Source organism: Blastococcus aurantiacus, assembly GCF_900102425.1.
In the GTDB taxonomy this organism is placed as follows: domain Bacteria; phylum Actinomycetota; class Actinomycetes; order Mycobacteriales; family Geodermatophilaceae; genus Blastococcus; species Blastococcus aurantiacus.
This window is the reverse complement of record NZ_FNBT01000004.1, coordinates 370,318-396,509: the sequence shown is the minus strand read 5'-3', so window position 1 is coordinate 396,509 and position 26,192 is coordinate 370,318. Positions and strand designations below refer to the sequence as shown.

Below are 26,192 nucleotides of genomic sequence, written 5' to 3'. Positions count from 1 at the left end.
TGGAGGCGACCGGGGATCACGACAGGGTCGGCATCCCCTCGCTCTCCAGGTCGGCGTACGCCGCCTCCAGCTCGGCCACGTAGGCCTCCCAGTTGGTGGCGTCCCAGATCTCGAAGCGGGTGTCCACACCGACGACGACGACGTCGCGGTCCAGGCCCGCGTACTCGCGGAGGCTCGCGGGGATGGTGATGCGGCCGGTCTTGTCCGGCTCGATCTCGACCATCGACCCGAAGCTCATGCGGGCGGCCATGCGGGCGCGGGCGGTGTCGGAGGGAGCCATGGCGGCCATGGCGGCGCTCTGCTCGGCGACCCGGGCCATCGTCAGGCCGTAGACGCAGCGCTCCTGGCCCTTCTTGATCACCATGCCGTCGGCCACCTGGTCGCGGAATCGGACGGGGAGGGCGAGCCGGCCCTTCTCGTCGAGCCGCAAGGGGTAGCTGCCGACGAACACCGGATCACCCCCTGCATCTGTCCTCCATTGGCTCCGCAGCGACCCCTGAGCGGTCCCTGCCTCCCCACCGAGCGACACAGTAACCCACTGGCCCCCACTGGACACCACTCAGCACCGTGTCGTGGTCGGCCTCCCCACCCGGACCCCGACCCAGCTCAGCGCCCGGTGGCGGACCGAGGCCGATCACCCCCCGCGACCGTCGAGTCCACGTACCGTGGGAGGGGTGACAGAGGCGACGCGGACGACCGGCGGAGCCACCGGGCCGGTCGTCGACGTCGCGGCCGCCGCCGGCCGGATCGCGGAGAACGTGGGCCGCGTGGTGCAGGGCAAGGACCCCGTCGTCCGGCTGGCCCTGGTGACGCTGCTCGCCGAGGGGCACCTGCTCGTCGAGGACGTGCCCGGTGTCGGCAAGACGACGCTGGCCAAGGCGCTGGCCGCCTCGATCGACGCGACGGTCCGCCGCATCCAGTTCACGCCGGACCTGCTGCCCAGCGACGTCACCGGCGTCGCGGTCTACGACCAGGAGTCGCGCGAGTTCGAGTTCAAGCCCGGCGCGATCTTCGCCAACGTGGTGGTGGCCGACGAGATCAACCGCGCCTCCCCCAAGACGCAGTCGGCACTGCTGGAGTGCATGGAGGAGCGCCAGGTCACGGTGGACGGCGTCAGCTACGAGCTGGCGCGCCCGTTCCTGGTCATGGCCACGCAGAACCCGCTCGAGATGGAGGGCACCTATCCCCTGCCCGAGGCGCAGCGGGACCGCTTCACCACCCGGGTCTCGATGGGGTACCCCGACCAGGACGCCGAGCTGGCGATGCTCGACGACCGGGCCACCACCGATCCGCTGGCGGGGCTGCACCCGGTCGCCGACGCGGCCTCGGTGAGCGATCTGATCGCCGCCGTCGGCCGGCTGCACGTCTCCGAGGCCGTGCGCCGCTACGTCGTCGACCTGGTCGGGAGCACCCGTCGCTCGCCCCACCTGCGCCTGGGCGCCTCCCCCCGCGCCGGGCTGCAGCTGCTGCGCGCCGCCCGCGCCTCGGCCGCCCTGGCCGGTCGGGACATGGTGCTGCCCGACGACGTCAAGGAGCTGGCCGGGCCGGTGCTGGCCCACCGCCTGCTCATGGCGCCGGCGGCGGCCGGGGGCGGGCGCACCGCCGAGCACGTGGTCGCCGAGCTGGTCGCGACCCTGCCCGTCCCGCGCGGGCGCTGACGCCGGTGCGGGGACCGGGAGCGCCGCGGACCGCGCTCACGCGCCGCGGCCGGTGGCTGCTCGCCGGCGGGGCGGCGCTGCTGGTCGCCGGGGCGCTGCTCGGCGAGCGGTCCGTCGTGCAGCTGACCGTCTTCGTGCTGGCCCTGCCGATCGTGTCCGCTCTGGTGGTGGCGCGCGAGCGGTTCCGCCCGGCAGTGGCCCGCACCGTGGACCCAGCCCGGGTCCGTCGGGGCGAGGGCGCCGAGGTGTCGCTCGAGATCACCAGCGCCGGACGCGGGCCGGGAGCCACCTGGCTGCTCGCCGAGCAACTGCCCCCCGCGCTCGGCACCGACCAGCGGTTCACCCTCGCCCGGCTGCCCGTGGGCCGCGGGACGGTCCTGCGCTACCGGCTGGTCCCGCGCCGCCGCGGCCGCTACGCCCTCGGCCCCCTGAGGTCGCGGGTGGTGGACCCGTTCGGGCTGGTGGAGCGCAGCAACGCCGGAGCCGGCACCACGCCACTGCTCGTCCTCCCCCGGGTGCAGCCGCTGGGCGCCGCCGGTCCGCTGGACGGGCACGGCGGCGAGGGCTCGCGCCGCTCGATCGCCGTGCACGGCGAGGACGACGTGAGCATCCGCGAGTACCGGCGCGGGGACGACCTGCGCAAGGTGCACTGGCGGGCCACCGCCCGCACCGGCGAGCTCAAGGTCCGCCTGGAGGAGCGCCCCTGGCGGGCGCGGACCACGGTGCTGCTCGACGCCCGCAGGCCCGCGCACCTCATCGCCCCCCAGCACGACGCCGATCCGGCCGACAGCCTGGAGTGGGCGGTCGAGGCCACGGCCAGCATCGCGGTCGCCCTCGGCGCCCGGGGCCACGAGGTGCGCCTGGTCACCGAGGCAGGTGAGCTCGCCGGCTCCGGTCGGGTGCCGGCCGGCCCGCTGGGCGGCGCTCCCGAGGAGCTGCTCGACCGGCTGGCCACGCTCACGCCCTCCTCCGGGACCGACCTCGCCCCGGGGCTCGAGGTGGTGCGGCGCATCGCCGGTGACGGCCAGGTCGTCTGCGTGCTGGGCGCCCTGGGGCCCGAGGACGTCGCCGATCTCGTCCGCGCCCGGTCCGGCCCCTCGGCCGGCCTGGCGGTGCTGCTCGACCTCGGCAGCTTCCTGCCGGGGGTCCGCGGCCACCGCCCCGGCGTGTCCGGCGCGAGCACGACGCTGTCCGACCAGCGCGAGGAGGTCGCGGGGGTGCTCCGCGCGGCCGGCTGGCGGGTCGCCGTCGCCCGGGCCGGCGACCCCGTGGCCCGGGCGTGGGCCGAGCTCGCCGGCCGGCCGGTTGCGGAGGCAGTCCGGTGAGACACCCCGACGTCCGCACCTCCCTGGCCGCCGCGGCCGCGACCCTGTCGGGCGCCCTGGCCCTCTCCCCCGTCTTCTCGGCGGGTGACTGGGTGCGCCCGGTGATCGCCGCCGTCGTCGTCGTCCTGCTGTCCGGACTGGCGCTCCGGTACGCCGGTGAGGCGATCGCGGCCCGCGCCTTCCCCCGGCGCCCGGTCCCGCCGCTGTGGGCGGCTCTCGGCACGCTGGCCGTCCCCGTCGGCCAGCTGGTCGCGCTGACCGGCTACCTCACCGGGCGGTTCACCTCCGTGGGGACGACGTGGGGCGTCCTCCCCACGGCGGACGGCGTCGAGGCGCTGCTGGCCGTGATGCGCGACGGCGCGGACGAGATCCGGGAGCAGACCGCGCCCGCCTTCCCCGTGGCCGCGCTCGTGGCCCTGGTCGCCGTGTTCGTCGGGCTCGTCGCGGTGTTCGTCGACCTGCTGGCCGTGGCCGGGCGTCAGGCCGCTGCCGCCGGACTCGCGCTGCTGGTGCTGTTCGGCGTACCGGTGTTCACCCTCGGCGGCGACATCGGCCTGGTCCCCGTCGTCGCACCCGCCGCGGGACTGGCCCTGCTGCTGTGGGCCGACCAGTCGCGGCAGCTGGACCCCGGCGCCCGGGCCGACGCCGCGCGCGGGGCAGGCGGCGGCACCGCCGTCCGCATCGCCGTGGTGGCCGTGCTGGTGGGCGTGCTCGGCGGCGGGATGCTGCCGACCCTCGCCGAGGGGACGCTGAACGGCGGCTCCGGCGGCACGGGTGGCGCGGGTGGCACGGGGACGGCGCTGGATCCGGTCGCGGCCATGCGCGGGCAGCTGACGCGCAACGACCCCGTCGACCTCCTGCGGCTGGAGACCGACGTGCCCGACCCCGGCTACCTGCGCTCGGTGACGGTCGACCGGTACGACGCGGAGGCGGGCTGGATCGAGGGGGAGCCCGGCTCGCTGCTCCCCCTGGGCGCCCAGCTGCCGCGGCCGCACCAGAAGGCGTCCGGCCGTCAGGTGAGCGCCCGGATCGAGGCGCTGGGGCACGACGACCGGTACCTCCCGGTGCCCGTCTCACCGCTGGCGGTGCGGCTGGACGGCGGCTGGGACGGGTGGCGGCTCGACCCGACGGCGGGCAGCGTCGTGGGCGAGGACGTCACGAGCGCCGACCGCAGCTACGAGGTGACCGCCTCCGAGGTGCGCCCGACGCCGGAGCAGCTGCAGGCCGCGCCCCCGCTCCGTCCCGGGCACCCGGTGCGCGACCGCTTCACCTCGCTGCCCCCCCTCGACCCGCGCGTCCGGGCGCAGGTGGACGCACTGGTCGACGGCGTGGAGGGCGGGTACGCACGCGTCCAGCGGATCATGGACTTCCTCACCGATCCCGCCAACGGCTTCGTCTACGCCCTGTCCACCGCCCCCGGCACCAGCGGTGACGACCTGGTCGACTTCCTGACCGAGCGCCGGGGGTACTGCGAGCAGTACGCCGGGGCGATGGCGGTCATGGTGCGCGCCGCCGGGATGCCGGCGCGGGTCGCGCTCGGCTACACGCCCGGGGCCGTCCAGGAGGACGGCAGCCGGGTGATCACCAGCGAGGACGCGCACGCCTGGGTCGAGGTGTACTTCTACGACCTGGGCTGGGTGCCCTTCGACCCCACGCCCATCGACGTCGACCGGCGCGCGGATCTGCCGTGGGCCCCCCGGGTCGCCGTCGAGGACTTCCCGGAGCAGGCGCCCGTGGCGCCGGAGATCCCCCCGGACCAGCTGCTCCTCATCGACCCGGTGGTGCCGCTGGGACCTGACCTGGAATCCTCCGACGCGGTCGGCGACTACTCCGCGGACGCCGACGAGGAGACCTGGCTGCTGCGCGCCGGCCTGGGCGCGCTGGCGGTCACCGCGCTCGCGCTGCCGGCCGGGGTGCGGCTGCTGCAGCGGCGCCGGCGGCTCGTCGCGGGGACGCCGCGGGCGCTGTGGGACGAACTGACCGCCACCGCCGACGACCTCGGCATCGACCGGGACCCGGCCTGGACGCCGCGGGAGGCGGGCCGAGCCCTGGTGGAGCGGACGGCCGGATCCGCGGGCGCCCAGGCGGTCGCGCGCCTGGCGCAGGCCGAGGAGCTGGCCAGTTACGGCCCGACGACCGGAGCCCGGGACGACGACCTGCGCCCGGCGCTGCGCACCGCGCGACGCGAACTCGTCCGGGGCGCCGACCGGTGGGCCCGCGTGCGGGCGGTGTGCTGGCCGGCGTCCCTGCCGGCGGCGGTGCAGGCGGGCCTGCCGGCGTGGGCACGCCGGCTGCCCGCGCTCCTCTGGGCCTGGCGGCGGGGCGTGCGCCGGGTCTGACGCGCGGACCGTGGGCGGCTAGCGCGCCAGGCCTCCACCGGTCCACGCCTCGTCCCGGGTCACGTCCTTGACGACGTCGAGCCAGTCGGGAAGGCGGTCGGAGGGCTCGTCGCGGTCGTCGATCTCCGCAACGAGCGCGCCGTCCTCGTGCTCGTCGACCGCGAGCACCCACCCGTCACGGGCGATCGTGTGCCGCTTCTTGCGGAGGGTCCGGGCGGGCAACACCGCCAGGACCGCCCACTCCTCGTCGTCCAGGTAGAAGGTGGTGCAGGCGATCTCGCCGGGCCCGTCGGAGAGACGGACCTTGTGGCCGAGCTTGCGGGTCACCGCGCCGTCGGGCCCGCGCACCTCGCGCAGACGGAGGCGGGTGCCGATCACGTAGCGGTCGACGATGTCCCTGGTGCCGGTGACCCCGTCCGGCATGCTCGCGAGGAGGTAACGGCGCTCCCGCTCCACCACCGCGTACTTCAGAGGGCCCGCCACGGTCCGGGCGTCGCGCAGGGGCTACCGGCTACTGGTCGTAGCGGCGGCGGAAGCGCTCCTCGAGGCGGCTCTTCAGCGGCTGGCGCCCGCCCCGGGCCCCGCGGTTGCCGCGGGCGGGTCCGGACGGTCCGCGACCGCTCGTGGGGGCGGGGCCGGGCTCGACCGCGCCGGTGGCGACCTTGTAGTGCAGGACCGCGAGCGCCGCGCCGCCGAAGGCGACCAGGAAGCCGAGCGCCCCGATGAGCCACTCCTGCGCGACGGCGCCGCCGACGAGGATCGCGAAGCCGACGACGACGAGGGCGGCGCCGATCTGCAGGCGCCGACGGGACTTCAGCCGGCGATCGCCGGTGCGGACGGAGGAGGCGAACTTGGGATCGTCATCGACGAGGGCGCGCTCGATCTGCTCCAGCAGCCGTTGTTCGTGCTCGGAGAGCGGCACGTCGACCTCCAGGTGGGCGGAGCCATGGCCGTCGGAGGCTTCCGCCGACGGTGACTTCGAGGATACGAGCCCTTTGGGGGGCGCGAAAGATGACGATACGGCGAGCCGGGGGCGAACCGCCGGTGATCACCCCTCCGGGTTTCCCGCGGCCGGCCGATCGGGGGCCCCGCGGGTGCTCCCGGGGGTCCGTCCGCCGGCTGCCGGCCGGGCTGCGGAGGGCCGCCCGGCGCGCCCCGGGCGACCGTCGCGGTGCAGCAGGGTGGCCGGGCGCACCGCGCCGGCTCCGAACCGGCGGGCGGCGCGGTCGGCCGCCAGCTCGGCGTCCCGCCGGCCGTGCTCGCGGGCGCCGAGCTCCAGCTGCTGGGGCGCGGACCCGGCCTCCACCAGCCGTTCCGCGCGCACGCCCACCAGCCGGATGCGGGCCCGGTCGAGCCCCAGCGCGTCGAAGAGGGCCCGGGCGGTGTCGTAGAGCTCCTGTCCCACGTCGGTGGGGACGTCGAGGGTGCGGCTGCGGGTGATCGTGGCGAAGTCGGCGAAGCGCACCTTGATGCTGACCGTCCGGGCCAGCCAGCCGCCCGAGCGCAGCCGGCCCGCCGTCCGCTCGGAGAGCAGCAGCAGCTCGCGGTGGATGACCACTGGATCGTCGACGTCGGTGCCGAAGGTCTCCTCGTGGCCGGTGGACTTCTCCGGCTCGTCGGGGACCACCCGGCGCGGGTCACGCCCCCAGGCCAGCTCGTGCAGGTGGGCGCCGGCGGCCGGACCCAGGGCCCGCTGCAGCGTCCTGGCCGGCACGTGCGCGAGATCTCCCACGGTGCGCATGCCGAGCCGCAGCAGCTGCTCCTCGGTCTTGGGGCCCACGCCCCACAGCGCGCCGACCGGCAGCGGGTGCAGGAAGTCCATGACCTCGGCCGGGCGGACGATCCGCATTCCGTCGGGCTTGGCGGAGGTGGAGGCCAGCTTGGCGACGAACTTGCTGCCCGCCACGCCGACCGAGCAGGTGATGCCCTGCTCGTCGAAGACCCGGGCGCGGAGGTACTCGCCGATCTCGGCGGGGTCGCCCAGCCGGCGGCCGGCGCCGGAGACGTCGAGGAACGCCTCGTCCAGGCTCAGCGGCTCCACCAACGGGGTGATCGAGCGGAACAGGGCCATCACCGACCGGGACACCTCGGCGTAGAGGGACAGGTCGCCGGGGAGCACCGTCGCCGTCGGGCACAGCCGCAGCGCGCGGGCGGTGGGCATGGCCGCGTGCACGCCGTAGCGCCGCGCCTCGTAGGTGGCCGAGGTGACCACGCCCCGGTTGCCCGCCCCGCCCACGATCACCGGGGTGCCGGCGAGCTCGGGGTGCCGGCGCACCTCGACGCTGGCGAAGAACGCGTCCATGTCGACGTGCAGCACGGTGCAGCCCTGCGCGCGCCCGCCCACTCCGCCTCCTCCGTTCGAACACCTGTTCGCCTACCGGGGTCGACCGTAGCCGCCCCGGCTCGCCGCAGCGCACCGGCCCGGCCGCCGTGACGCAGTCGTGACCGGCTCCGCTCCGGGCACCCGCGGGCGCACCATGTGTCGGACCGCTCCGGGGGAGGTAAGCAGCGGCGGAGAGCCGCCGACCGGCGGCCGGTTCCCAGACGAGCGGAGGAGCCCATGGCTCTGGACGACGAGATGACCAGCGGCGACGGCGGCGCGGACGGCGGCGCCGACAGCGGTGCCGACGGCGGCGTCGGCGGCGGCGCGACCGGCGCCGACAACGGCCACGAGGGTCCGATGGATGCCGGCTCCGGTGGTGGCACGCCCGGAACCCACGACGGCGGTGCCGACGGCGGCGCGGACAGCGGTGCCGACGGGAGCGCTGACGGTGGCGCCGACAAGGGCGCCGACGGCGGTGCCGACGGTGGCGCCGACGGCGGTGCGGACGGTTCGGCCTGAGCGAGAGCCCTGCCCCGCGGGGCCGGGCGGAGCAGCTGCTCCGCCCGGCCCTGCGGCGCTGCACGAACGCCGACCCCGAGGTCTTCGCCCGTGACCACTGGGGCCGGCACCCGCTGCTGACCCGCGCCGCGGACACCGGGAACACCTTCACCGACCTCCTCGACCTCGCCGCGGTCGACGAGCTGCTCTCCCGCCGCGGGCTGCGCACGCCGTTCCTGCGCATCGCCAAGGACGGCCAGGTCGTCGACACCGCGCGCTTCACCACCTCCGGCGGCGCGGGCGCCGAGATCGCCGACCAGGTCAGCTCGGACGCCGTGCTGCGGCTGTTCGCCGACGGCAGCACCGTGGTCCTGCAGGGCCTGCACCGGCTCTGGCCGCCGCTGATCGAGTTCGCCGACCAGCTGGCCGCCGACCTGGGCCACCCCACGCAGGTCAACGCCTACATCACCCCGCCGTCCTCCCGCGGGTTCGACCCCCACTACGACGTCCACGACGTCTTCGTGCTGCAGGTGGCCGGTCAGAAGCACTGGACCATCCACGAGCCGGTGCTCCGCGACCCGCTGCGCACCCAGGTGTGGACCGACCGCCGCGAGGAGGTGGCCGCCGCCGCCACGCGCGAGCCGGTGATCGACGCCGTCCTCGAGCCCGGCGACGTCCTCTACCTCCCCCGCGGCTTCCTGCACTCGGCCACCGCGCTCGGTGAGATCAGCGCCCACCTGACCATCGGTGTCCACTCGGTCACCCGCTGGGGCGCGGCCGAAGCCGCCCTGGACCTGGTCCGGACCCTGGCCGCCGAGGACCCGGACCTGCGGGGCTCCCTCCCCCTGGGCGTCGACCTCGCCGATCCCGACGGTCTGCGGGACGACGTCACGGCAGTGGTCGAGGGCCTCCGGGACTGGCTGGCACGGGTGGACCCGGCCGAGGTGGCCGAGCGGCTCCGCGCCCGCACCTGGTCCCAGGTGCGCCCCGAGCCGGTCGCTCCCCTGGCGCAGGCGACCGCCGCCGCGGCGCTCGGCCCCGACACCGTGCTCCGACTCCGCCCGCGCCTGCGCTGCCTGCTGCGCGACGAGGACGATGGGCGGGTGACCCTGATCGGCGGCCGCCGCACGCACTCCTTCCCGGCCTCGGTGCGCCCGGCCCTCGCGGAGCTGCTGGCCGTCGGCGAGCTGAAGGTCGGCGACCTGCCCGGCCTGGAACCCGACGACCGGCTGGCCCTCGCCCGGCGGCTGGTCACCGAGTCGGTCGCGGTGGTCCCCGACGCCCTGACCTCCAATGCCCTGACCCCCGATGCCCTGACCCCCGGGCCGTGACCACCGCGGACCTCCCACCCGCCGACGACTTCTGCCGCCCCGACCTCCCGGCCCGGCCGGCCGGCCGGCTGGACGCGGCGCGCTGCTCGGTGCAGGCCCTGGCGCGGGGCGACTCCGGCATGGCGACGGCCTCCCCCGTGCAGCGGTGGCTGCTGGTCGAGCAGCCCGGGCCGTGGGGACGGGACGCGCTGCTGCAGTCGCGCTTCGACGCCCGCGTGGCGCCGCTGCTGGCCGAGCGGGCCCGCCGGGAGGACGTCCGGGTCCTGCTGGTGCGCCGCCCCGGCGACCGGCTGTCCGACGCGGGTGGGCGCTGGGCCTACGCCGACGGCCGACCCGGCCGCGAGGGCCTGTGGTGGTCGGTGCGGACCTCGGACGCCGACCTGCTCGCCGCACCCTGGGACGGGTCGGTCGGCGAGCGGACCGAGCGCCCGACGTACCTGGTGTGCACCCACGGCGGGCACGACGCCTGCTGCGCGCTGCGGGGCCGGCCCCTGGCCCGCGCCATGCCCGCGCGCGGCCCCGCCGACGTGTGGGAGTGCAGCCACCTCGGTGGTGACCGGTTCGCCGCCAACGTCGTCGTCCTCCCCCACGGCTTCTACTACGGGCAGGTGCCCGGGGACGGCGGGCTGCTGGTGGCCGCCCACGAGCAGGGACAGGTCGCGCTCGCCTGGCTGCGCGGCCGGGCCGGGCTGCCGGCGCACGTGCAGGCCGCCCAGCACGGCGCCCGCGAGGAGCTCGGCCTGCTGGGCATCGACGATCTCGCTCCCCTGAGCGCGACCCGGCTGCCGGAACCCGGACCCGACGTCGAGCGGTGGGAGGTGACGCTGGCCGGGCCCACGGGGCCGGTCACCGTCGTCGTCGAGAGCCGGCCCTCACCCGAGGCCGCGCACCTGACCTGCTCCGCCGTGCGCCCCGGCCGGGTGCGCAGTTGGCACCGGCTGTCGGTGACGGCCGCCGCCTGACGCCGGAGCGCCGCCCTCAGGTCAGAGCGGAGCCGTGGGCGGCGAGCAGCGGGATGGCCAGCTCGGTGGCGGTGAGCGAGCCGTGGAAGGCGGTCAGCCGGCTGGGGCCGGGCTCGCGCTCGGAGGCGGTGAGCGCCCACGTGCCGCGGGCGAGCGCGACCACGTCGCCGATGCGGGCGGCCATCCCGGCGTCGACGGCACCGAAGACGCCGCTGGCGACCGCCTCGTCGCGGGGCACGACCCAGGCTCGCTCGCCGAGGACCTCCCGCCACCGGTCCAGGACGTCCGCGGCGGCACCCGGCACGGCGTGCACGTACCGGGCCCGCGGCTCCCCCGCCAGCAGGCGGACGCCCTCGCCGAGGTCGGGCACCGCGTCGAGGTCCAACCGCGTGCCGGCCGGCACGTCGAGCATCCCGTGGTCGGCGGTGACGAGCAGGGCGGCGTCGCCGGGCAGCCCGGTGACGACCTGCTCGACCATGCGGTCGACCAGCTGGAGCTGCGCCCGCCAGCTGTCGGAGTCCACGCCACGCACGTGACCGGTGAGGTCGAGGTCGGCGAAGTAGCCGTAGACGAGGGCGCGCGGGGTGGCGTGCAGCGCCTGCAGCACCAGGGCGGCCAGGTCACCGGCGCCCACGGTGCCCGAGTAGGCCGCACCCCGGTAGGCCGCCAGGCTCAGGCCGCTGCCCTGGTAGAGGTACGGCGCGACCACGGTGGCCGGGACCCCGGCCGCGTCGGCCCGCGCGAAGACGGTGGGCTGCGGCGCCCACGTGCCGGGGTCGGGGTCGTCGCGCCACTGCGTGTGGTTGAGGGCGCGGTCCTCCCCGGGGACGTCGGTGACGAAGCCGAGGACGCCGTGGCTCCCGGGCGGCAGGCCCGTGCCCAGGGTGGTGAGGCTGACCGGGGTCGTGCTGGGGCACGGCGCGGAGAGGTCGCCGACCGGGGAGGCCAGCGCCGCCAGGGTGGGGGCGAGGTGGGCGTGCTGCCGGACGAGGTCCGCGCCGAGGCCGTCGACGAGCAGCACGGCCACCCGGCGGGCTCCGGCGAGCGCGGTGGTCAGGCCCAGCGGGTCGGCGGGCAGGTCCCCGCGGTCCAGCGGTACGCCGAGCGCCGCCGCCGCACCCGGCAGCACGTCGGCGAGGGAGGCGGCGCCGTAGGCCGGCCGGTGCAGGTCCGCCGGCAGCAGCTCGGACGACTCCATCAGGGGCGGGCGGCCAGGACGTGCAGGCCGGTGGCCACCTCGCGGTAGGGCGACGCGCCGGCCAGCGCCAGCTCGAGGGCGCGCACGGCGTCGGGGTCGGCGCCCGAGGAGGCGTCGAGCAGGTCGGCGACCACCGAGACACCGCGCCACGGGCCGGCCTGCAGACCGGCGCCCTCGACCAGGGCGAGGAGGGCCTCCGGGGTGAAGCGGCGCCGCGCCGTGGGCCGGGTGCGAGCGGTCGCCGGGTCGCGGTCCTCGTGCAGCGCCAGCGCCTCGACCGGGTGCCCGGCGACGGCGCGGGCCAGGACGGCGCCGGCGCGGTTGGCCGCCGCCACGCTCACCTGACCGCCGGTGCGCAGGGCCCCGGCGATCTCCCGCAGCGTGACCGCGGGATCGTCGACCACCTCCAGCACGAAGTGGCACAGCGCGAGGTCGTAGCCGCCGTCGTCCGGGGTGAGGGCGGTGAGCACCTCGCCGAGCAGGTCGCCGTCGCCCTGCACGCCCTGCACCCGGTCGCCCACACCGGCCGTGGCGGCGCGGCGGGCGAGGGTGGCCAGCGCGTCGGCGCTGGGATCGACGACGGTGACCGAGTGCCCGAGCCGGGCGAGGGGGACGGCGAACATGCCGCTGCCGCCGCCGACGTCCAGCACGCGCAGCGGGGTGCCGGCGCCGATGACCGGGTCCAGCGCCGCCCAGACGGCCGCGCTCCGCGGTGGGAGCTGCTCGGCGGAGGACGGCGCGGGCGGTGTCGGCACCTGCCGGAGCCTAGTGGCGAGGGGCGGCGCCCACCGCTTCCCCGACGGTGGGCGCCGCGTCCGCGTTCAGGCGCCGACCGTGTCGGCGGCCCGGCGGATCTCGGCGATGTCGATGCGGCGCATCTGCAGCATCGCCTGGGTGGCCCGCTGTGCCCGGCCGGGGTCCGGGTCGCTCGTCAGGGCGATCAGCTCGGCGGGGTAGACCTGCCAGGAGACGCCGAACCGGTCCTTGAGCCAGCCGCACTGGCTCTCCTCGCCGCCGTCGGCCATGAGTCCGTACCAGTAGTGGTCGCTCTCCTCCTGGTCGGCGCAGGGAATCTGGAAGGAGACGGCCTCGCTGAACGGGAACTGCGGCCCGCCGTTGAGCGCCGTGTACGCCTGGCCGTCGAGGGTGAAGTCGACGGTGAGGACGTCGCCCTCCTTCATCGGCGGCGGCATGTCGGGGCCGTAGCGGGTCACCTGGCCGATGCTGGAGTTCGGGAAGACCGAGGTGTAGAGCTTCGCCGCCTCCTCCGCCTGGCCGTCGAACCACAGGCACGGGATCTGCTGGGGCATGGTGCTGGTCCTTCCTCCTCGCCGGGCGATGGCTGTCGTGGTGTGGACCAGCCCCCCGCCCCGAACTCATCGGCCGGCCGGGGAACGGAGGTGCCGTCGTCGGAGGCCACGCCTAGCGTCCCGGACGTGCGCGCCGACCCAGCAGTCGTCCTCGCCTGGCGCGGCCCCCTGGGCGACGACGAGATGGTCGAGCTGGTCGCCTCCCACGGCGGCTCGCCCGTACCGGGCTGGTGGGACCGGATCCGCCCGCACAGCCTCGGCTGGGTGACCGCCCGCGCGGGCGGCACCCTGCTCGGGTTCGTGAACGTCGCCTGGGACGGCGGTGACCACGCCTTCCTCCTGGACACGAAGACTCGGGAGGACCACCAGCGCCAGGGCATCGGGGCGATGGTCGTCGGAGCGGCGGCCGCAGCCGCGAAGGCAGCGGGATGCGAGTGGCTGCACGTGGACTTCCGACCCGAGCTGCGCGCCTTCTACCTCGACGCCTGCGGTTTCCGGACCACCGATGCCGGGCTGATCCACCTGCCCTCGCTCCGCTAGGGACCTGCGGGAACCCACCGCTCCCAGGAGGGGCGGACGAGGTCGGCGAGGAGCGCGTAGCCCGCGGCTCCGGGGTGCGCGCCGTCGCCCGCCGCGACCTCGTCGCGCCAGGTCGGGTCGGCGGCCAGCGCGGCGACGACCGGGACGTACGGCATGCCGTGCCCGGCGCAGGTCCGCGCGAAGCGGTCGTCGAGATCGGCGATCCGCTCGTTCTGGGCGTCGTCGGCGACGGCCGGCGGACCGACCACGAGCACCGGCCACCCGGCGGCTGCCGCGCCGGTCAGCATCCCGGCGAGGGCCGCGACCGACTCGTGCGGGTCGAGCCGCGGGGCGCCGTCCACCTCGGTGGTGTCGTTGACCCCGGTGGACAGCACGACTCGTGGCTTCCAGTCGCCGCCTGCCAGCCGGGGGCGGCACTCGGCGGCCCAGCGTGCGGCCACCTCAGCGGTGGTCTGCCGGCGGACGCCGAGGACGTAGCGGGTGACGGGCAGACCGGCGCGCTCGCTCGCCGCACAGAGCCGGCCCGGCCAGCCCAGGTGCTCGGGGTCGCCGACGCCGGCCACGAAGGAGTCGCCGACGAAGCAGACGCGCAGGTCCCAGGTCACCTCCCCATCCTGCCCACCCGGTGCGATCAGTGACCGGAGCTGCCGGGGCTGGAGTGCCAGAGCTTGCGCGGTGGGCCGGAGGCCGCGCGCCGGGCCGCCGTCCCGGCGTCGTCGCCGGCCGGCTTGATGTCGGCGTAGGGCGACATCCGGAAGCCGGTGGGGTGCACCAGCACCGGGCGCACCACGACCGGCCGCGGCCCGTGCGAGGCCGCCGCCCCCGCGATCGCCTGCTCGGTGTACTCCCCGGGTGCGGCCATCACTTCGCGCACCGCGTCCAGCCCGCCGGTCTCCCAGGCCTCGTGCAGCGCCGGCAGCTCCCACGCCCCGGTCGCCCGCAGCGAGACCCCACGCGCACCGGTGCGGCGCAGCACCCCGCGGACCACCAGCAGCCACGAGTGGAAGACCGTGGCGGCGTAGGGACCCTGGGCGTCCTCGAAGAAGGTCGAGTCGGTGCATCCCGAGCCGTCGTCCAGGGTCACGAACACCACCCGCCGTCCCGACCGGATCGGCGGGGTCTGCGTCGCCACCTTCACCCCGGCGACCAGCAGCTCCGAGCCGCTGCGGCAGCCGAGCAGGTCGGCCGCCGGCACCGCCCCGAGCGCGGCGAGGAACGGCTTGTAGAAGTCGACGACGTGCCGGCTGGCGTCCAGGCCGAGCACCTCGAGCTCGGCGCGCACCAGCTCGGCGTCGGTGAACTCCGGCAGCCCGCTTCCCTCGGCCCAGCCCGGACCGGCACCGAGCCCGCCGGCGCCCTCCTCCTGCCCCGTCACGTCCTCGAGCGGGAACAGGCCGTCCTGCCCGGCGTCCTGGCCTGCCTCCTCCGAGCCCAGGCCCAGGAGGTCCAGGCTCAGCTGCCCGGCGGAGCTCGCCCGTGCGCCGCTGCGGCTCCACCGGTCGAGCTCGCCGATCTGCAGGAGGAGGTCTCGGCGGGTCAGCTGCCGGCGGCGGTGCGCGGGCCGGCGCGACTCGCGGTCGCGCATGCCGAACCCGTAGAGCGCGTCGAAGCCCCCGGCGAGCACCAGCCGCTCCACCACCGGGCGCGACACCGACGCCCGGGACCAGAAGTCGCTCAGCGACCGGTAGGGCTGCCCGGTGACGATGCGGGCGACCTCGTCGTCGGAGATGCCCTTCACGTCGGCCAGCGACAGCCGGATGCCGTACCGGGAGGGGTCGGGCATCGCCGCCGGCATCCACTCCGGCGGCCGCCAGCCCCCGGCCGGACTCTCCGCCGGGGTTTCGTCACACCCCTCTTCCCGGTCGAGGCGCTCGACCCGGTAGGTCGCCCCCGAGGAGTTCACGTCGAGCCCGAGCACCGCGATGCCGAAGTTGCGGGCGTCGTCGAGGATCAGCCGCTTCGGGTACATGCCGGGGTCGTGAGTGAGCACCCCGGCGAGGAACGCCGCCGTGTGGTGGGTCTTGAGCCACGCCGACTGGTAGGTGGGCAGCGCGAACGCCGCGGCGTGGGCCTTGCAGAAGCCGAACGACCCGAAGGCCACCAGCACCTGCCAGACCTGCTCGGCGACCGCCTCCGGGTACCCGGCGTCCAGCACGCGGGGCATGAACCAGGCCCGCACCTCGGGGTGGGCGTCCTTCTCCCCCAGCGCCCGGCGCACCTCATCGGCCTCGGCCAGCGTGCAGCCGGTCATCCGCGAGACGACGTGCAGCACCTGCTCGTGGAAGACCACGACCCCCGCGGTCTCCGCCAGCGCGAATTCCAGGTCGGGGTGCGGGTACTCGGCGTCCCGCCAGCCGTTCCGGGCCAGGAGGAACGGGGTGACCATGTCGCTCTTCACCGGCCCGGGCCGGAACAGCGAGATGTCGATGACGAGGTCCTCGAACGTCTGCGGCCCGAACTTGCCCACCAGCTCGCGCTGACCCGGTGACTCGATCTGGAACATGCCGAGCGTGCGGGTGCTGCGGATCAGCTCGAAGGTCGCCGGGTCGTCCCGCGGGACGGCGTCGATGTCGAGGGTCTCGCCGTCGACCCGGGCCACCTCGTCCATGGCGTGCGCGATCGCCGACTGCATCCGGATGCCGAGCAGGTCGAGCTTGAGCAGCCCGAGCTCCTCGACGTCGTCCTTGTCGAACTGGCTCATCGGGTAGCCGAGGTAGCTGCTCTCGACGGGTGTGCGGTCGAGCAGGGTGGTGTCGGACAGCAGCACCCCGCACGGGTGCAGTGCGATGTGCCGCGGCAACCCGTCGAGCCGGGCGACCAGGTCGAACAGCAGGTCGAGATCGCCCGAGCCCCCGGCTCGCTTCGACCCGTACCGACTGGCGCGCAGCTCGGGCAGGTCGCGCAGCGCGGCGTGCACCTGGTTGGCCCGGATGTGCGGGAACGCCTTGGCGACGGCGTCGATCTCGGCCTGCGGCAGGCTCAGGGCGGCGCCGACGTCGCGGATGGCGTGCCGCACCCGGTAGGTGTCCATCATCGAGATGCAGCTGACCCGGTCGGCGCCGAAGCGGTCGAGGACGGCGTCGTAGACCTCCATCCGCCGGGCGGACTCCACGTCGATGTCGATGTCGGGCAGCTGGTGGCGCAGCGGCGAGAGGAACCGCTCCATCAGCAGGCCGTAGCGGATCGGGTCGACGTCGGAGATGCCGAGCAGGTAGGTGACCAGGCTGCCTGCGCCGGAACCGCGCGCCGCCGCCCGAACCCTCAAGCTCTTGATGAGGTCGACCACGTCGGCGACAGTGAGGAAGTAGGAGGGGTAACCGAGCTGGTCGATCACCGCCAGCTCCTCGTCCAGCCGGACGCGCACCCGTTCCGACAGCAGCATCCCGCGCCGGCCGAGCCCGGCCTCGCAGCGGGCCCGCAGCACCTGGGAGGAGGTCATCCCCCGCTCGGCGGCCGTGGTGACGACGTCGAGCTCGGGGTAGCGGACGCTGCCGATGCCGAGGTCGTCGCGGATGTCGACGGCGCACTGCTCGGCCAGCCGCGCGGTGCGCTCGAGCAGCCGCGCTGCTGCGTCCCGGTCGGGGCCGACGAGGTCCTCGGCGACCTGCGCCATCTCCTTGCCCGACTTCAGGTAGCCCTCGGCGGTGCGCCGGTCGACGTGCCGCAGGTCCAACGGGACGAGCCGGCGGGCGGCGTCGAGGACGTCGGCGGTCGGCGCGTCGAGGGCGTCGACGTAGCGGACCGCGTTGCTGAGCACCGCCGGCACGCCCTGCTCGGCGGCGAACCGGAGCATCGCCTGCGCCCGCTGCCGGTCGCCCCGACCCCGGTGGTGCACCACCTCCAGGACGAGGTGCGGACCGAAGACCGACCGCCAGATGTCGAGCTGCGCGGCGGCGAGATCGGTGCGGCCGGTGGCCAGCGCCCGCCCCACCGGGGAGTCGGGGCCCAGCAGCGCGGTCAGGCCGGTGGCGTGCTCGGCGGCCATGGCCAGCGAGCTGACCGGTTCGCCGCGGGTGCCGCGCAGGTGGGTGCTGCTGGTGAGCCGGCACAACGACGCCCAGCCGGCGCCGTCCCGGGCCAGGAAGGTGGTGCGCGGCAGCCGGAGGTCGACCGCCGATCCGCCGCGGGCAGGCGCCCGGCGGGTGCCCGGCGGGGAGGACGGGTGCAGGCGCGGTGCCCGCGCACCGGACGCCGCGCCGCCGAGGGCGTGCGCGAGCGCCGGGGGCACGGTGGTGTCCAGCGCGGGGGCCACGGCGAGGTCGACCCCGAAGATCGGGCGGATCCCCGCCGAGCGGCAGGCCAGGGCGAACTTGACCGCCCCGTACAGCCCGTCGCGGTCGGTGAGGGCCAGCGCCCCCATCCCGTGCTCGGCAGCGCGTGCCACGAGGTCGGCGGGGTGGTTGGCCCCGAACCGCATGGAGTAGCCCGACGCGACGTGCAGGTGGACGAAGGGGTCGTTCACCGACGGGGCTCGGAGGAGGTGCCCCCGACGACCCGCGGCCGCGGGTAGGCGGGGACGGCACCGAGGTGGTTCTCCACCACGATCAGGAAGGCGCCGACGTCGCGGACGAGGTCGTCGGCCTCCCGGTCGGTGACGGCGTGGGACAGCCCGGCCTCGGCGGCCGCCCGCTTGGCGGCACCGGCGGCGAAGAAGGTGGCCCACTCCCCCAGCTCGGGCGCGATCTGGCCGAGCAGCACCCAGGCGCTGCGCGGGCGGCGGCGGCCACCCTCGGGACGGGTGCGGGCGGCCAGCACGGCAGCCGCGGCCCGCAGTGCGCCGAGGTGCGCGGTGGCGTAGCGCTGGCGGGCGTCGGTGCAGCCGGTCGCCTCGGACAGCCCGCGATAGGCCTGCTCCAGCAGCGTGACGGCGGCGGCGGGCAGCGCCGGGGGCAGGGGTAGCTGGTCGGCCATGAGGGGTCGGGCGCCCATCAGTCGTGCACCCGGACGAGCCACCAGCGGTTCGCCGCGGCGTCCCAGGACAGGTCGAAGACGCCGGCGAAGTCCGTCCGCGAGCGCCCCGCGCGCACCGCTTCCACGCGCCAGACCTCGCGCGTGGCGACCAGGTCGGCCGACGCTCCCCCGGACCCGGCGTCGCGCTGCCACCACGGCGAGGTCTCCATCCACGAGTCGAGCAGCTCCCCCACGAGGTAGCGGGACTGCCCGCGCCAGAACTGCAGCGGACCGAGAGCGCCCCGCTCCACCTGCACCTCTTCGCCGACCCGGTCGACGGCCTCACCGAGCACCCGGCTCATGACGGACCTCCCCACGTCTCCGACACCCCCGCCGTCCGCACCACCCCGTGGGGAAGGCGGGGACGGGTGCGGATGGCGACTGACTCCATCGTTCGAACGCGTGTTCGAACGATGTCCAGTAGACCCGAGCCCCGGACGGGCGTCAAGACGGACGCGCCGTCGTCCTCACCTGCCACGATCACCCCATGGACGAGACCGCCGCCTGGACCACCGTCGCCGCCGAGCGGCGTGCCCTCGCCGACCTGCTCGACGGGCTGAGCCCCGAGCAGTGGGCCACCCCGAGCCTGTGCGCGGGCTGGACGGTCCGGCACGTCGCCGCCCACCTGATGGCCGGGCCCACCGGCTCCTGGACGGGCTTCCTCCGGGCGATGGTGCGCGCCCGGGGGTCCTTCGACCGCGCCAACCACCTCCTGGCCGACGACCGCGCACGGCTGCCGACCGCCACCCTCGTCGCCGACCTGCGGGAGAAGGCCGGCGACCGGTTCACCCCACCGGGCCTGGACTGGCACGCCCCGCTGACCGACCTGCTCGTCCACCGCCTCGACATCACCGTCCCCCTCGGCCTCGACCACGGCCGGTCCCCGGACCCGTGGGCCGACGTCCTGGACCTCCTCGTCAGCAAGAAGGCCAGCCCGGCCTTCCTCCCCCGCGGCCTGCCCCGGTTGACCTGGGCCGCCACCGACATCGACTGGTCGCGCGGCTCGGGGCCGCGGGTCGAGGGGCCGGCCGAAGCGCTGGCACTGGCCGTCACCCGGCGCCCGGTCCACCTCGACCAGCTCACCGGCCCCGGGAGCGACGAGCTGCGGACCTGGGCCCGCAGCTGACGGAGCACCGACGGCCGCGTCGCCCGACCCGCCGGACTCCCGGGGGCGGTGGCAGGATCGACCCATGTCCTCGCCCGCGCACCCCCGGGTCGCCGCGGTCAGCCACCTGCTGCGGGAGGCCGGCGCGCCCGGTGAGGTACGCGTGCTCCCCGCCGAGGTCCGCACCGCCGCCGCGGCGGCCGCCGAGCTCGGCGTGCCGGTGGGCGCGATCGCCAACAGCCTCGTCTTCGTCGCCGCCGGTCAGCCGCTGCTCGTGATGACCAGCGGCGCGCACCGGGTGGACGAGGCCAAGGTCGCCGCCCTGCTGGGCGTGGACTCCGTCTCCCGGGCACCGGCCGAGCTGGTCCGGGAGGTCACCGGCCAGCCCATCGGCGGCGTCGCCCCCGTGGGCCATCCCGAGCCGATCGGCACCCTCGTCGACGTCGAGCTGTCCCGCCACCCGCAGGTCTGGGCGGCGGCAGGGCACCCGGCGACGGTCTTCCCGACCACCTACGACGAACTCCTCCGGCTCACCGACGGCACCGCCGCCGAGGTCGGCGACGGCCCGATCGGCGCCGTTCCCTCGTCCACCGGTCCCGCCCCCCTCCCCTACGACGTCCCGGAGGCGGTCGGCCCGTGACCGACACCCGACCCGGCACCCGGATCGTCGAGCTGCCGGTCGCCTGGCTGCGCGACCACATGCACGAGGCGCTGGCCATCTACGGCCTCGCCATGGGGTACGACCCGGCGGTCGTGGCCGGCCGCTACGGCTACGCCATCCAGCACACCGACCGCCCCGGTTTCCGCGCCGTCGGCGCCTTCGCCGCCACTGGGGCGGGTGGGGGCGAGGCGGCCGAGCAGCTCGTCGGCTTCGGCTACGGCTACCTGATCGCACCGGGCCAGTGGTGGCACGACCAGGTGCGCGCCGCCCTGGACCGCCGGACGGCGAAGAAGTGGCTGCCCGGCGCCTTCGAGGTCTGCGAGCTGCACGTCCACCCCGACCACCAGAGCCGCGGTCTGGGCCGGCAGCTGCTGCACGCCCTGGTGGCCGGCGCGACCGCTCCGGTGGCCCTGCTCTCCACCCCCGACGCCGACACGAAGGCGTTCCGGCTCTACCACGCCGACGGCTTCGTCGACCTGGCCCGCGGCTACCACTTCCCGGGCGATCCGCGGCCGTTCGCGATCCTCGGCGTCGAGCTCCCGATGCATCCGCGCGACCCGCAGCCGGCGAACACCTGAGCGTGCCCTCCCCCGAAGCGCAACCGGCTCCCGTCGACGTCGTCGTGATCGGCTCCGGCCACAACGGGCTGGTCGCCGCCTGCTACCTGGCGCGCCAAGGGCTGTCGGTCGAGGTCGTGGAGTCCGACACCGTCCTCGGCGGGGCGGTCTCCACCGTCGAGCGCTGGCCCGGCGTGCGCGTCGACCGCGGCTCGAGCGCGCACGTGATCATCCGGCAGAGCGGCATCGTCGAGGAGCTGGGCCTGGCCGCCCACGGCCTGCGCTACCTCGACTGCGACCCGTGGGGCTTCGCGCCCGCGCCGTCCCCGGGCGACGCCGGTCCCGACGGCCGGCCGCTGGTCTTCTCCGTCGACCTGGACGCGACCTGCGCCTCCATCGCCGCCGCCTGCGGCCAGGACGACGCCGACGCCTACCGCCGCTTCGTCGCGGTCTGGGGGCCGCGCAGCCGGGCCGTCGTCGCCTCGTTCGGCCGTCGTCCCAGCGCCGGCGGGCTGGTCCGCTCCTTCTGGCCGCTGGGCGCCCCCGGGGAGGGCCGCACCCGCACCCCCGGAGGCGAGCTGGCGGTCGACTTCCTGGGTTCGGGCGACGCCCTGCTGGACCGCTGGTTCGGCAGCGAGCGGCTCAAGGCGGCCCTGGCCTGGTTCGGCGCCCAGTCCGGCCCGCCGATGTCCGAGCCCGGCACCGCCGCCATGGTCGGCTGGGTGGCGCTGCTGCACGACGTGCCGCCCGGCCACCCCGTCGGCGGCTCGGGTGGGCTGACCGCGGCGTTGCGGCGACGGCTGGAGGCCGACGGCGGACGGGTGGTGCTCGGCGACGGCGCCGCGCGCCTGCTCGTCGACGACGACGGCACCGGGCCCCGGATGACCGGCGTCGAGACGGAGTCGGGGCGGCGCGTGGTCGCCGGCGCGGTCGTGGCCGCGTGCCACATCGGGGTGACCCGGCGGCTGGCCGGCGAGGACGCACCCCCGGCGCTGGCCGAGGCCAATCCGCCGGTCGGCAACGGCTTCGGGCTGGTCGTGCGCGCGCTCACCGACGCGCTGCCGGCCTATCCGGGCGCCACTCCCGAGGAGTCGCTGCAGGGACTGCAACTGCTGTGCACCGACCGGGCGCAGCTCGCCGCCGCCCATGGCGACTGGGGCGCCGGACGGGTGCCGCGCGAGCCGGTGCCCCTGGCGATGTCCTTCTCCGCCAGCGACGACACGCTCGCTCCCGACGGCTCGCACGTCGTCACGATCTGGGGTCAGTGGTATCCCTACGCCCTGGCCGACGGCAGCGACTGGGACGCCCTCGCCGACGCGGAGGCGCAGCGGCTCGTCGAGGCGGTCGACCGCTTCGCGCCCGGGTTCGCCGACTCGGTACAGCGGCTGTACGTCCAGACCCCGGTCGCCCTGGAGCGCGAGCTGTCCCTGCCCCGTGGCAACGTCATGCACGTGGAGATGGGGCTGGCCAGCATGTTCGGGTTCCGGCCCACACCCGCGTTGTCCGGCTACCGCGTCCCCGGCCTGCGCGGCCTCTACCTCGCCGGCGCCTCCACCCACCCCGGCGGCGGCGTCTCCGGGAACTCCGGCCGCAGCGCGGCCCGGGTCGTGCTCGGCGACCGGTCGCGGCCGGCGCGCGCCCGCGCGGCGGCGATCGGGTCCCTGCGCCGGGCGGGGGCCAGGCTCGGGCGGAGACCTTCGTGATCCCGTCGATCGCCGCGCTCCCCCTGCCACGGCTCCGCACCGCCCGGGAGCTGGTGCCGCTCGCCCTCGCCGCGGCACTGCTGGCCACCGCGATCGCCTATCCCCTCGCCGACGGCGACACCCGGAACGCCGTCAGCTGGGCCATCGTCCTGCTCGGCGCGACGCTGTCGGTGGTGCACGCCTGGCTGAGCCGGGGAGCGCGCACCGGCCTCGGCGTCCTGGTCCTCGTCGGCGGCGTCGCCGTGGCGTTCGAGAGCGTCGGGTTGGCCACCGGATTCCCGTACGGGAGCTACACCTACAGCGACGTCCTGGGCCCGACGCTGCTCGGCGTGCCGTTCCTCGTGCCTCTGGCCTGGCTGATGATGGCCTGGCCGAGCTGGCTGCTGGGCGGCCGGCTGGCCCGGCCGGTGCGCCCCGGACGACGGCGGGCGGCGCGCATCGCGTGGGCCGCGGCCGTCTTCGCCGCCTGGGACGTCGTCCTCGACCCGCAGATGGTCGACGCCGGCTACTGGACGTGGGCGCACCCCTCGCCGGGCCTCCCGGGGATCGACACCGTGCCGCTGACCAACCTCGCCGGCTGGCTGCTGGCCGGGGTGGTCCTGATGACGCTGCTGGACCTCCTCGTCGAGCGCACGGCCACTCCCCCCGCCGTCGGCGACGCCGCCCCGCTGCTCGCGCTGGCCTGGATGACCCTCGGCGGCGCGCTCGCCCACGCCGGCTGGCTCGGGCTGCCCGGATCGGCCGTGTGGGGCGCCGGCCTCGGTGCCGCCGTCCTCGCCGTGCTCGCCGTCCAGCACGCGCGGCAGCCGTGAGCGGCAGGTTCCTGCGCACCCTGGCCGGGATCTCGGTCGCGGGCGCGGCGCACGCTGCCCTCAACGCCGCGCTGCTGCGCCGCCCACCCGCCGCGCCGGCCACGGTCCGCCGGTCGGTCACCGTGGTCGTCCCGGTGCGCGACGAGGCGGCGGACGTCCGCGACTGCCTCGCCGCGGCCCTCGACCAGCGCGGCGTCCCCAGGCTGCGCGTCGTCGTCGTGGACGACGGCTCGACCGACGGCACCGCCGAGCTCGTCGCCGCCCACCCCGACCCCCGCGTGCAGCTGGTGACGGCGCCACCGCCCGGGCCGGGCTGGCTGGGCAAGCCGAATGCTTGCGCACACGGCGCCGCGATCGCGGACGACGCCGACGTCCTCGTGTTCCTCGACGCGGACGTGCGGCTGATGCCCGACGCCGTCGCCGCGGCCGTCGCGGTGCTGGACGACGCGGGGCTGGACCTGGTCTCCCCCTGGCCGCGGCAGCTGACCGGCAGCGCTGCCGAGCGGCTGGTCCAGCCGTTGCAGCAGTGGCTGTGGGCGACGTTCCTGCCCCTCCGGCTGGCCGAGCGCTCGCCACGGCCCGCGCTGGCCGCGGCCAACGGGCAGTTCCTCGTCGTGCGGCGCGCGGCCTACGAACGGGCCGGCGGGCACGCCGCGGTCCGCGGCGAGGTCATCGAGGACGTCGCCCTGCTGCGCGCGGTGAAGGCGACAGGCGGGCGCGGGGCCGTCGTCGACGGGTCGCGGCTGGCCGTGTGCCGCATGTACGAGGGCTGGGCCGGGGTGCGGGAGGGCTACGCGAAGTCGCTGTGGGCCGCCGTCGGGGGCTCGCCGGCTGCCGGGCTCGTCACCGCCGGCGCCCTCACCGCGGTGTGGGTGCTCCCCGCGGCCGCGGCGCTGCGGGGCTCACGGGCCGGGCTCGTCGGGTACGCGGGCGGGGTGGCCGGCCGGGCGGTCAGCGCCGCGGCGACCGGTGGCCGGGTGTGGCCCGACGCGCTGGCCCACCCGCTCTCCGTGCTGGCCCTGGACGTCCTGATGGTGCGCTCGGTGGCCGGTCACCGGCGCGGCACGCTGCGCTGGCGGGGCCGCGGCGTGACCGCGGAGCCGCCCGCGCCGCAGGGCCGCGCTGCGGCGAGGATGGGCCGGTGACCTCCCCGGCAGCGCGCGAGCGCGTCTCCTTCGACCCCGACGCGATGGACACCGGCGCCTTCTACCGGGTGCTGAACTCCGTCGTCGTCCCGCGGCCGATCGCGTGGGTCTGCACCCGCTCGGCGTCCGGCGTGCACAACCTCGCGCCGCACTCCTTCTACACGGTGGCGTGCGTGACCCCGCCGGTCGTGCAGTTCACGTCGGTGGGGCGCAAGGACTCGCTGCGCAACGCCGAGGCGACACGCGAGTTCACCGTGAACCTCACGCCCGAGGCCCTGTTCGAGCAGGTCAACGCCACGGCCACCGACTTCCCGCCCGACTCCAGCGAGGCCGAGCACACCGGGGTGCGACTGGAACCCGCCGAGACCGTGGACGCGATGCGGGTCGCCGAGTCGCCGGTGTCCATCGAGTGCGTCCTGCACGGCACGCTCGCCCTCGGCGACAGCACGGTGGTCTTCGGCCGGGTGCGGCACATCAGCGTGTGGGCCGAGGCGGTGCACGACGGACGGCCGCGCATCGAGCACCTGCGGCCCCTGGCCCGGCTGGGCGGGAACGAGTGGTCGACCGTCGGCGAGGTGCGCGAGATCAAACGGATCTCCTACCGGGCCTGGGCGGCCGACCCGGCCATCGGCGAACGTCTCCGCGACGAGTAGCTAGGCGGGCAGGTGCGCCGCGACCTCGGCCGCGGCCTCGTCGCCGAAGGCCTCGGCGAAGCGGCTGAGGAAGCTCTCCCGCGGCAGGTCGTACTCCTGCGTGCCGACGACCTCCACGGCGGCGGTCGCGACGGCGGAGCCCAGCTGGGTGGCCCGCTCCAGGCCCAGGCCCCACATGCGCCCGGCGATGAACCCCGCGCGCAGCGCGTCACCGCCGCCGGTCGGCTCGACCGGCTTGGTCTCGGGCACCGCGATGACCTCGATCGGCTCCTCGCCCTGGCGGCGCACGAGGACGCCGTCCTTCGCGCGGGTGGTGACCCAGATGCCCACCCGGGCCAGCACCTCGTCGGCGTCCCAGCCGGTCTTCTGCTGGAGGAGGTGCGACTCGTACTCGTTGGTGAACAGCAGGTCGGCGCCGTCGACCAGGTCGCGGATCATCGCGCCGTCGGCCCAGGCCAGCTGCTGGCTCGGGTCGGCGGCGAAGGCCAGCCCGCGGTCCCGGCATTCCTGCGTGTGCCGCACCATGGCGGTGGGGTCGTTCGGGCCCACGACCACCAGGTCGGGCTCCCCCACCCGCCGGGCGACGGGCGCGAGCTCGATCTGCGAGGCCTCGGCCATGGCACCCGAGTAGAACGACGCGATCTGGTTGTTGGCCGCGTCGGTCGTGCAGACGAAGCGGGCCGTGTGCTTGAGCTCCGACCAGTGCACGCTGCCGGTGTCGACGCCGTGCCGGTTGAGCCACGCCTCGTAGTCGGCGAAGTCGCTGCCCACGGCGCCGACGAGCACCGGCCCGAGGCCGAGCAGGCCCAGGCCGTAGGCCATGTTCGCGCCGGCGCCGCCGCGGTGCTGGACCAGGTCGTCGACGAGGAACGACAGCGAGACGTTCTCCATCTGCCCCTCCACGAACTGCTCCACGAACTTCCCGGGGAAGGTCATGAGGTGGTCGGTGGCGATGGACCCGGTGACGACGACGGGCACGGGCTGCTCCTGGGGGGATGGCTCCGGAGGGGCACGGGCCCCCGGCTCGCGGGCGGGCCTGGGTGACGGAGAGGCGAACGGGAGGGGTCGAGCACCGAACAGAGTAGGCGCCGCCCGGACCGCCAGAGGCCATGAGGTGCGCCG

Annotated in this window: 26 protein-coding genes; 14 read left to right on the top strand and 12 right to left on the bottom strand. The window is 76.1% G+C overall.

The genetic code is table 11. From position 1 onward, the window contains the following. Positions 1-16: 16 nt before the first annotated feature. The gene (gene mraZ / locus BLS70_RS10710) at positions 17-451 is read right to left on the bottom strand and encodes a division/cell wall cluster transcriptional repressor MraZ (RefSeq protein WP_091767059.1); all 435 of its coding nucleotides are present in this window, start codon (positions 449-451) and stop codon (positions 17-19) included. Between the two features lie 223 nt (positions 452-674). On the opposite strand from mraZ, the gene BLS70_RS10705 reads away from it, so the two are divergent. The 3 genes from BLS70_RS10705 to BLS70_RS10695 are packed head-to-tail and all read left to right on the top strand — an operon-like array spanning position 675 to position 5,322. Continuing rightward, positions 675-1,658, top strand: coding sequence for an AAA family ATPase (locus BLS70_RS10705; RefSeq protein ID WP_091767055.1), 984 nt, complete (start codon positions 675-677; stop codon positions 1,656-1,658). Positions 1,659-1,663: 5 nt separating this feature from the next. Continuing rightward, a complete protein-coding gene (locus BLS70_RS10700) occupies positions 1,664-2,983 on the top strand; it encodes a DUF58 domain-containing protein (RefSeq protein WP_091767052.1) in 1,320 nt (439 codons plus the stop codon). Beyond that, on the top strand, positions 2,980-5,322 hold the full coding sequence (locus BLS70_RS10695) for a transglutaminase TgpA family protein (protein WP_091767049.1): 2,343 nt from the start codon (positions 2,980-2,982) through the stop codon (positions 5,320-5,322). The genes BLS70_RS10700 and BLS70_RS10695 overlap by 4 nt, the downstream gene beginning before the upstream one ends. Positions 5,323-5,340: 18 nt before the next feature. Here the strand turns inward: BLS70_RS10695 and BLS70_RS10690 are convergent, their stop codons facing one another. From BLS70_RS10690 to dinB, 3 genes are all read right to left on the bottom strand, one after another. Further along, entirely contained in the window at positions 5,341-5,805 is a 465-nt protein-coding gene (locus BLS70_RS10690; protein WP_143030389.1) for a hypothetical protein, read from the bottom strand. 28 nt (positions 5,806-5,833) lie between these two features. Continuing rightward, positions 5,834-6,244, bottom strand: a complete 411-nt coding sequence (locus tag BLS70_RS10685) for an SCO2097 family morphological protein (protein ID WP_091767044.1) — start codon at positions 6,242-6,244, stop codon at positions 5,834-5,836. A 126-nt stretch (positions 6,245-6,370) separates the two neighbouring features. Then, positions 6,371-7,666, bottom strand: coding sequence for a DNA polymerase IV (dinB, locus tag BLS70_RS10680; RefSeq protein ID WP_091767041.1), 1,296 nt, complete (start codon positions 7,664-7,666; stop codon positions 6,371-6,373). Positions 7,667-7,882: 216 nt separating this feature from the next. Between dinB and BLS70_RS10675 the strand changes: the two genes are divergently transcribed. From BLS70_RS10675 to BLS70_RS10665, 3 genes are all read left to right on the top strand, one after another. Continuing rightward, positions 7,883-8,164, top strand: coding sequence for a BatC protein (locus tag BLS70_RS10675; protein WP_091767038.1), 282 nt, complete (start codon positions 7,883-7,885; stop codon positions 8,162-8,164). 314 nt (positions 8,165-8,478) lie between these two features. Then, the gene (locus tag BLS70_RS10670; protein ID WP_369406231.1) at positions 8,479-9,474 is read left to right on the top strand and encodes a cupin domain-containing protein; all 996 of its coding nucleotides are present in this window, start codon (positions 8,479-8,481) and stop codon (positions 9,472-9,474) included. Beyond that, complete coding sequence (locus BLS70_RS10665) at positions 9,471-10,436, top strand: ferredoxin family protein (protein WP_091767032.1); 966 nt, start codon at positions 9,471-9,473, stop codon at positions 10,434-10,436. The genes BLS70_RS10670 and BLS70_RS10665 overlap by 4 nt, the downstream gene beginning before the upstream one ends. Positions 10,437-10,452: 16 nt before the next feature. Here BLS70_RS10665 and BLS70_RS10660 read toward each other — a convergent pair whose 3' ends face one another. The 3 genes from BLS70_RS10660 to BLS70_RS10650 form a co-directional block, all read right to left on the bottom strand. Continuing rightward, positions 10,453-11,634 carry an alkaline phosphatase family protein gene (locus BLS70_RS10660; protein WP_091767030.1) on the bottom strand — a complete coding sequence of 394 codons (1,182 nt, stop codon included), beginning with the start codon at positions 11,632-11,634 and terminating at the stop codon, positions 10,453-10,455. Next, a complete protein-coding gene (locus BLS70_RS10655) occupies positions 11,634-12,389 on the bottom strand; it encodes a methyltransferase domain-containing protein (protein ID WP_091767027.1) in 756 nt (251 codons plus the stop codon). Before BLS70_RS10655 ends, BLS70_RS10660 begins: the two co-directional genes overlap by 1 nt. A gap of 66 nt (positions 12,390-12,455) precedes the next feature. Continuing rightward, positions 12,456-12,944: a VOC family protein gene (locus tag BLS70_RS10650; RefSeq protein WP_091767024.1), complete on the bottom strand. Its 489-nt coding sequence runs from the start codon at positions 12,942-12,944 to the stop codon at positions 12,456-12,458. A gap of 126 nt (positions 12,945-13,070) precedes the next feature. Between BLS70_RS10650 and BLS70_RS10645 the strand changes: the two genes are divergently transcribed. Beyond that, on the top strand, positions 13,071-13,484 hold the full coding sequence (locus tag BLS70_RS10645; RefSeq protein WP_218122369.1) for a GNAT family N-acetyltransferase: 414 nt from the start codon (positions 13,071-13,073) through the stop codon (positions 13,482-13,484). On the opposite strand, the gene BLS70_RS10640 is transcribed toward BLS70_RS10645, so the two are convergent. Genes BLS70_RS10640 through BLS70_RS10625 form a run of 4 tightly spaced genes read right to left on the bottom strand, consistent with a single transcriptional unit; the run spans position 13,481 to position 18,736 of the window. Beyond that, positions 13,481-14,089, bottom strand: a complete 609-nt coding sequence (locus BLS70_RS10640) for a GDSL-type esterase/lipase family protein (RefSeq protein WP_091767021.1) — start codon at positions 14,087-14,089, stop codon at positions 13,481-13,483. The genes BLS70_RS10645 and BLS70_RS10640 overlap by 4 nt on opposite strands. Before the next feature lie 26 nt (positions 14,090-14,115). Then, a complete protein-coding gene (locus BLS70_RS10635) occupies positions 14,116-17,946 on the bottom strand; it encodes a DNA polymerase III subunit alpha (RefSeq protein ID WP_091767018.1) in 3,831 nt (1,276 codons plus the stop codon). Further along, the gene (locus BLS70_RS10630) at positions 17,943-18,413 is read right to left on the bottom strand and encodes an SAV_6107 family HEPN domain-containing protein (protein WP_091767015.1); all 471 of its coding nucleotides are present in this window, start codon (positions 18,411-18,413) and stop codon (positions 17,943-17,945) included. Before BLS70_RS10630 ends, BLS70_RS10635 begins: the two co-directional genes overlap by 4 nt. Further along, positions 18,413-18,736 carry a DUF6504 family protein gene (locus BLS70_RS10625; protein ID WP_091767012.1) on the bottom strand — a complete coding sequence of 108 codons (324 nt, stop codon included), beginning with the start codon at positions 18,734-18,736 and terminating at the stop codon, positions 18,413-18,415. The genes BLS70_RS10630 and BLS70_RS10625 overlap by 1 nt, the downstream gene beginning before the upstream one ends. A 185-nt stretch (positions 18,737-18,921) precedes the next feature. Here BLS70_RS10625 and BLS70_RS10620 point away from each other — a divergent pair, with 185 nt between their 5' ends. The 7 genes from BLS70_RS10620 (at position 18,922) to BLS70_RS10590 (ending at position 25,070) form a co-directional block, all read left to right on the top strand. Next, positions 18,922-19,560, top strand: coding sequence for a maleylpyruvate isomerase family mycothiol-dependent enzyme (locus BLS70_RS10620; protein WP_091767009.1), 639 nt, complete (start codon positions 18,922-18,924; stop codon positions 19,558-19,560). Positions 19,561-19,624: 64 nt separating this feature from the next. Beyond that, positions 19,625-20,179 carry a YbaK/EbsC family protein gene (locus tag BLS70_RS10615; RefSeq protein WP_091767007.1) on the top strand — a complete coding sequence of 185 codons (555 nt, stop codon included), beginning with the start codon at positions 19,625-19,627 and terminating at the stop codon, positions 20,177-20,179. After that, complete coding sequence (locus BLS70_RS10610; protein ID WP_091767004.1) at positions 20,176-20,778, top strand: GNAT family N-acetyltransferase; 603 nt, start codon at positions 20,176-20,178, stop codon at positions 20,776-20,778. The genes BLS70_RS10615 and BLS70_RS10610 overlap by 4 nt, the downstream gene beginning before the upstream one ends. Positions 20,779-20,780: 2 nt before the next feature. Beyond that, entirely contained in the window at positions 20,781-22,460 is a 1,680-nt protein-coding gene (locus BLS70_RS10605) for a phytoene desaturase family protein (RefSeq protein ID WP_091767001.1), read from the top strand. Beyond that, a complete protein-coding gene (locus BLS70_RS10600) occupies positions 22,457-23,272 on the top strand; it encodes a carotenoid biosynthesis protein (protein ID WP_255362383.1) in 816 nt (271 codons plus the stop codon). The genes BLS70_RS10605 and BLS70_RS10600 overlap by 4 nt, the downstream gene beginning before the upstream one ends. Continuing rightward, on the top strand, positions 23,269-24,417 hold the full coding sequence (locus BLS70_RS10595) for a glycosyltransferase family 2 protein (RefSeq protein WP_091766999.1): 1,149 nt from the start codon (positions 23,269-23,271) through the stop codon (positions 24,415-24,417). The genes BLS70_RS10600 and BLS70_RS10595 overlap by 4 nt, the downstream gene beginning before the upstream one ends. Further along, positions 24,414-25,070, top strand: a complete 657-nt coding sequence (locus tag BLS70_RS10590) for a flavin reductase family protein (protein ID WP_218122368.1) — start codon at positions 24,414-24,416, stop codon at positions 25,068-25,070. Before BLS70_RS10595 ends, BLS70_RS10590 begins: the two co-directional genes overlap by 4 nt. Here BLS70_RS10590 and BLS70_RS10585 read toward each other — a convergent pair whose 3' ends face one another. Further along, positions 25,071-26,048, bottom strand: a complete 978-nt coding sequence (locus BLS70_RS10585; protein WP_091766996.1) for a carbohydrate kinase family protein — start codon at positions 26,046-26,048, stop codon at positions 25,071-25,073. It lies immediately after the preceding gene. Positions 26,049-26,192 lie beyond the last annotated feature (144 nt).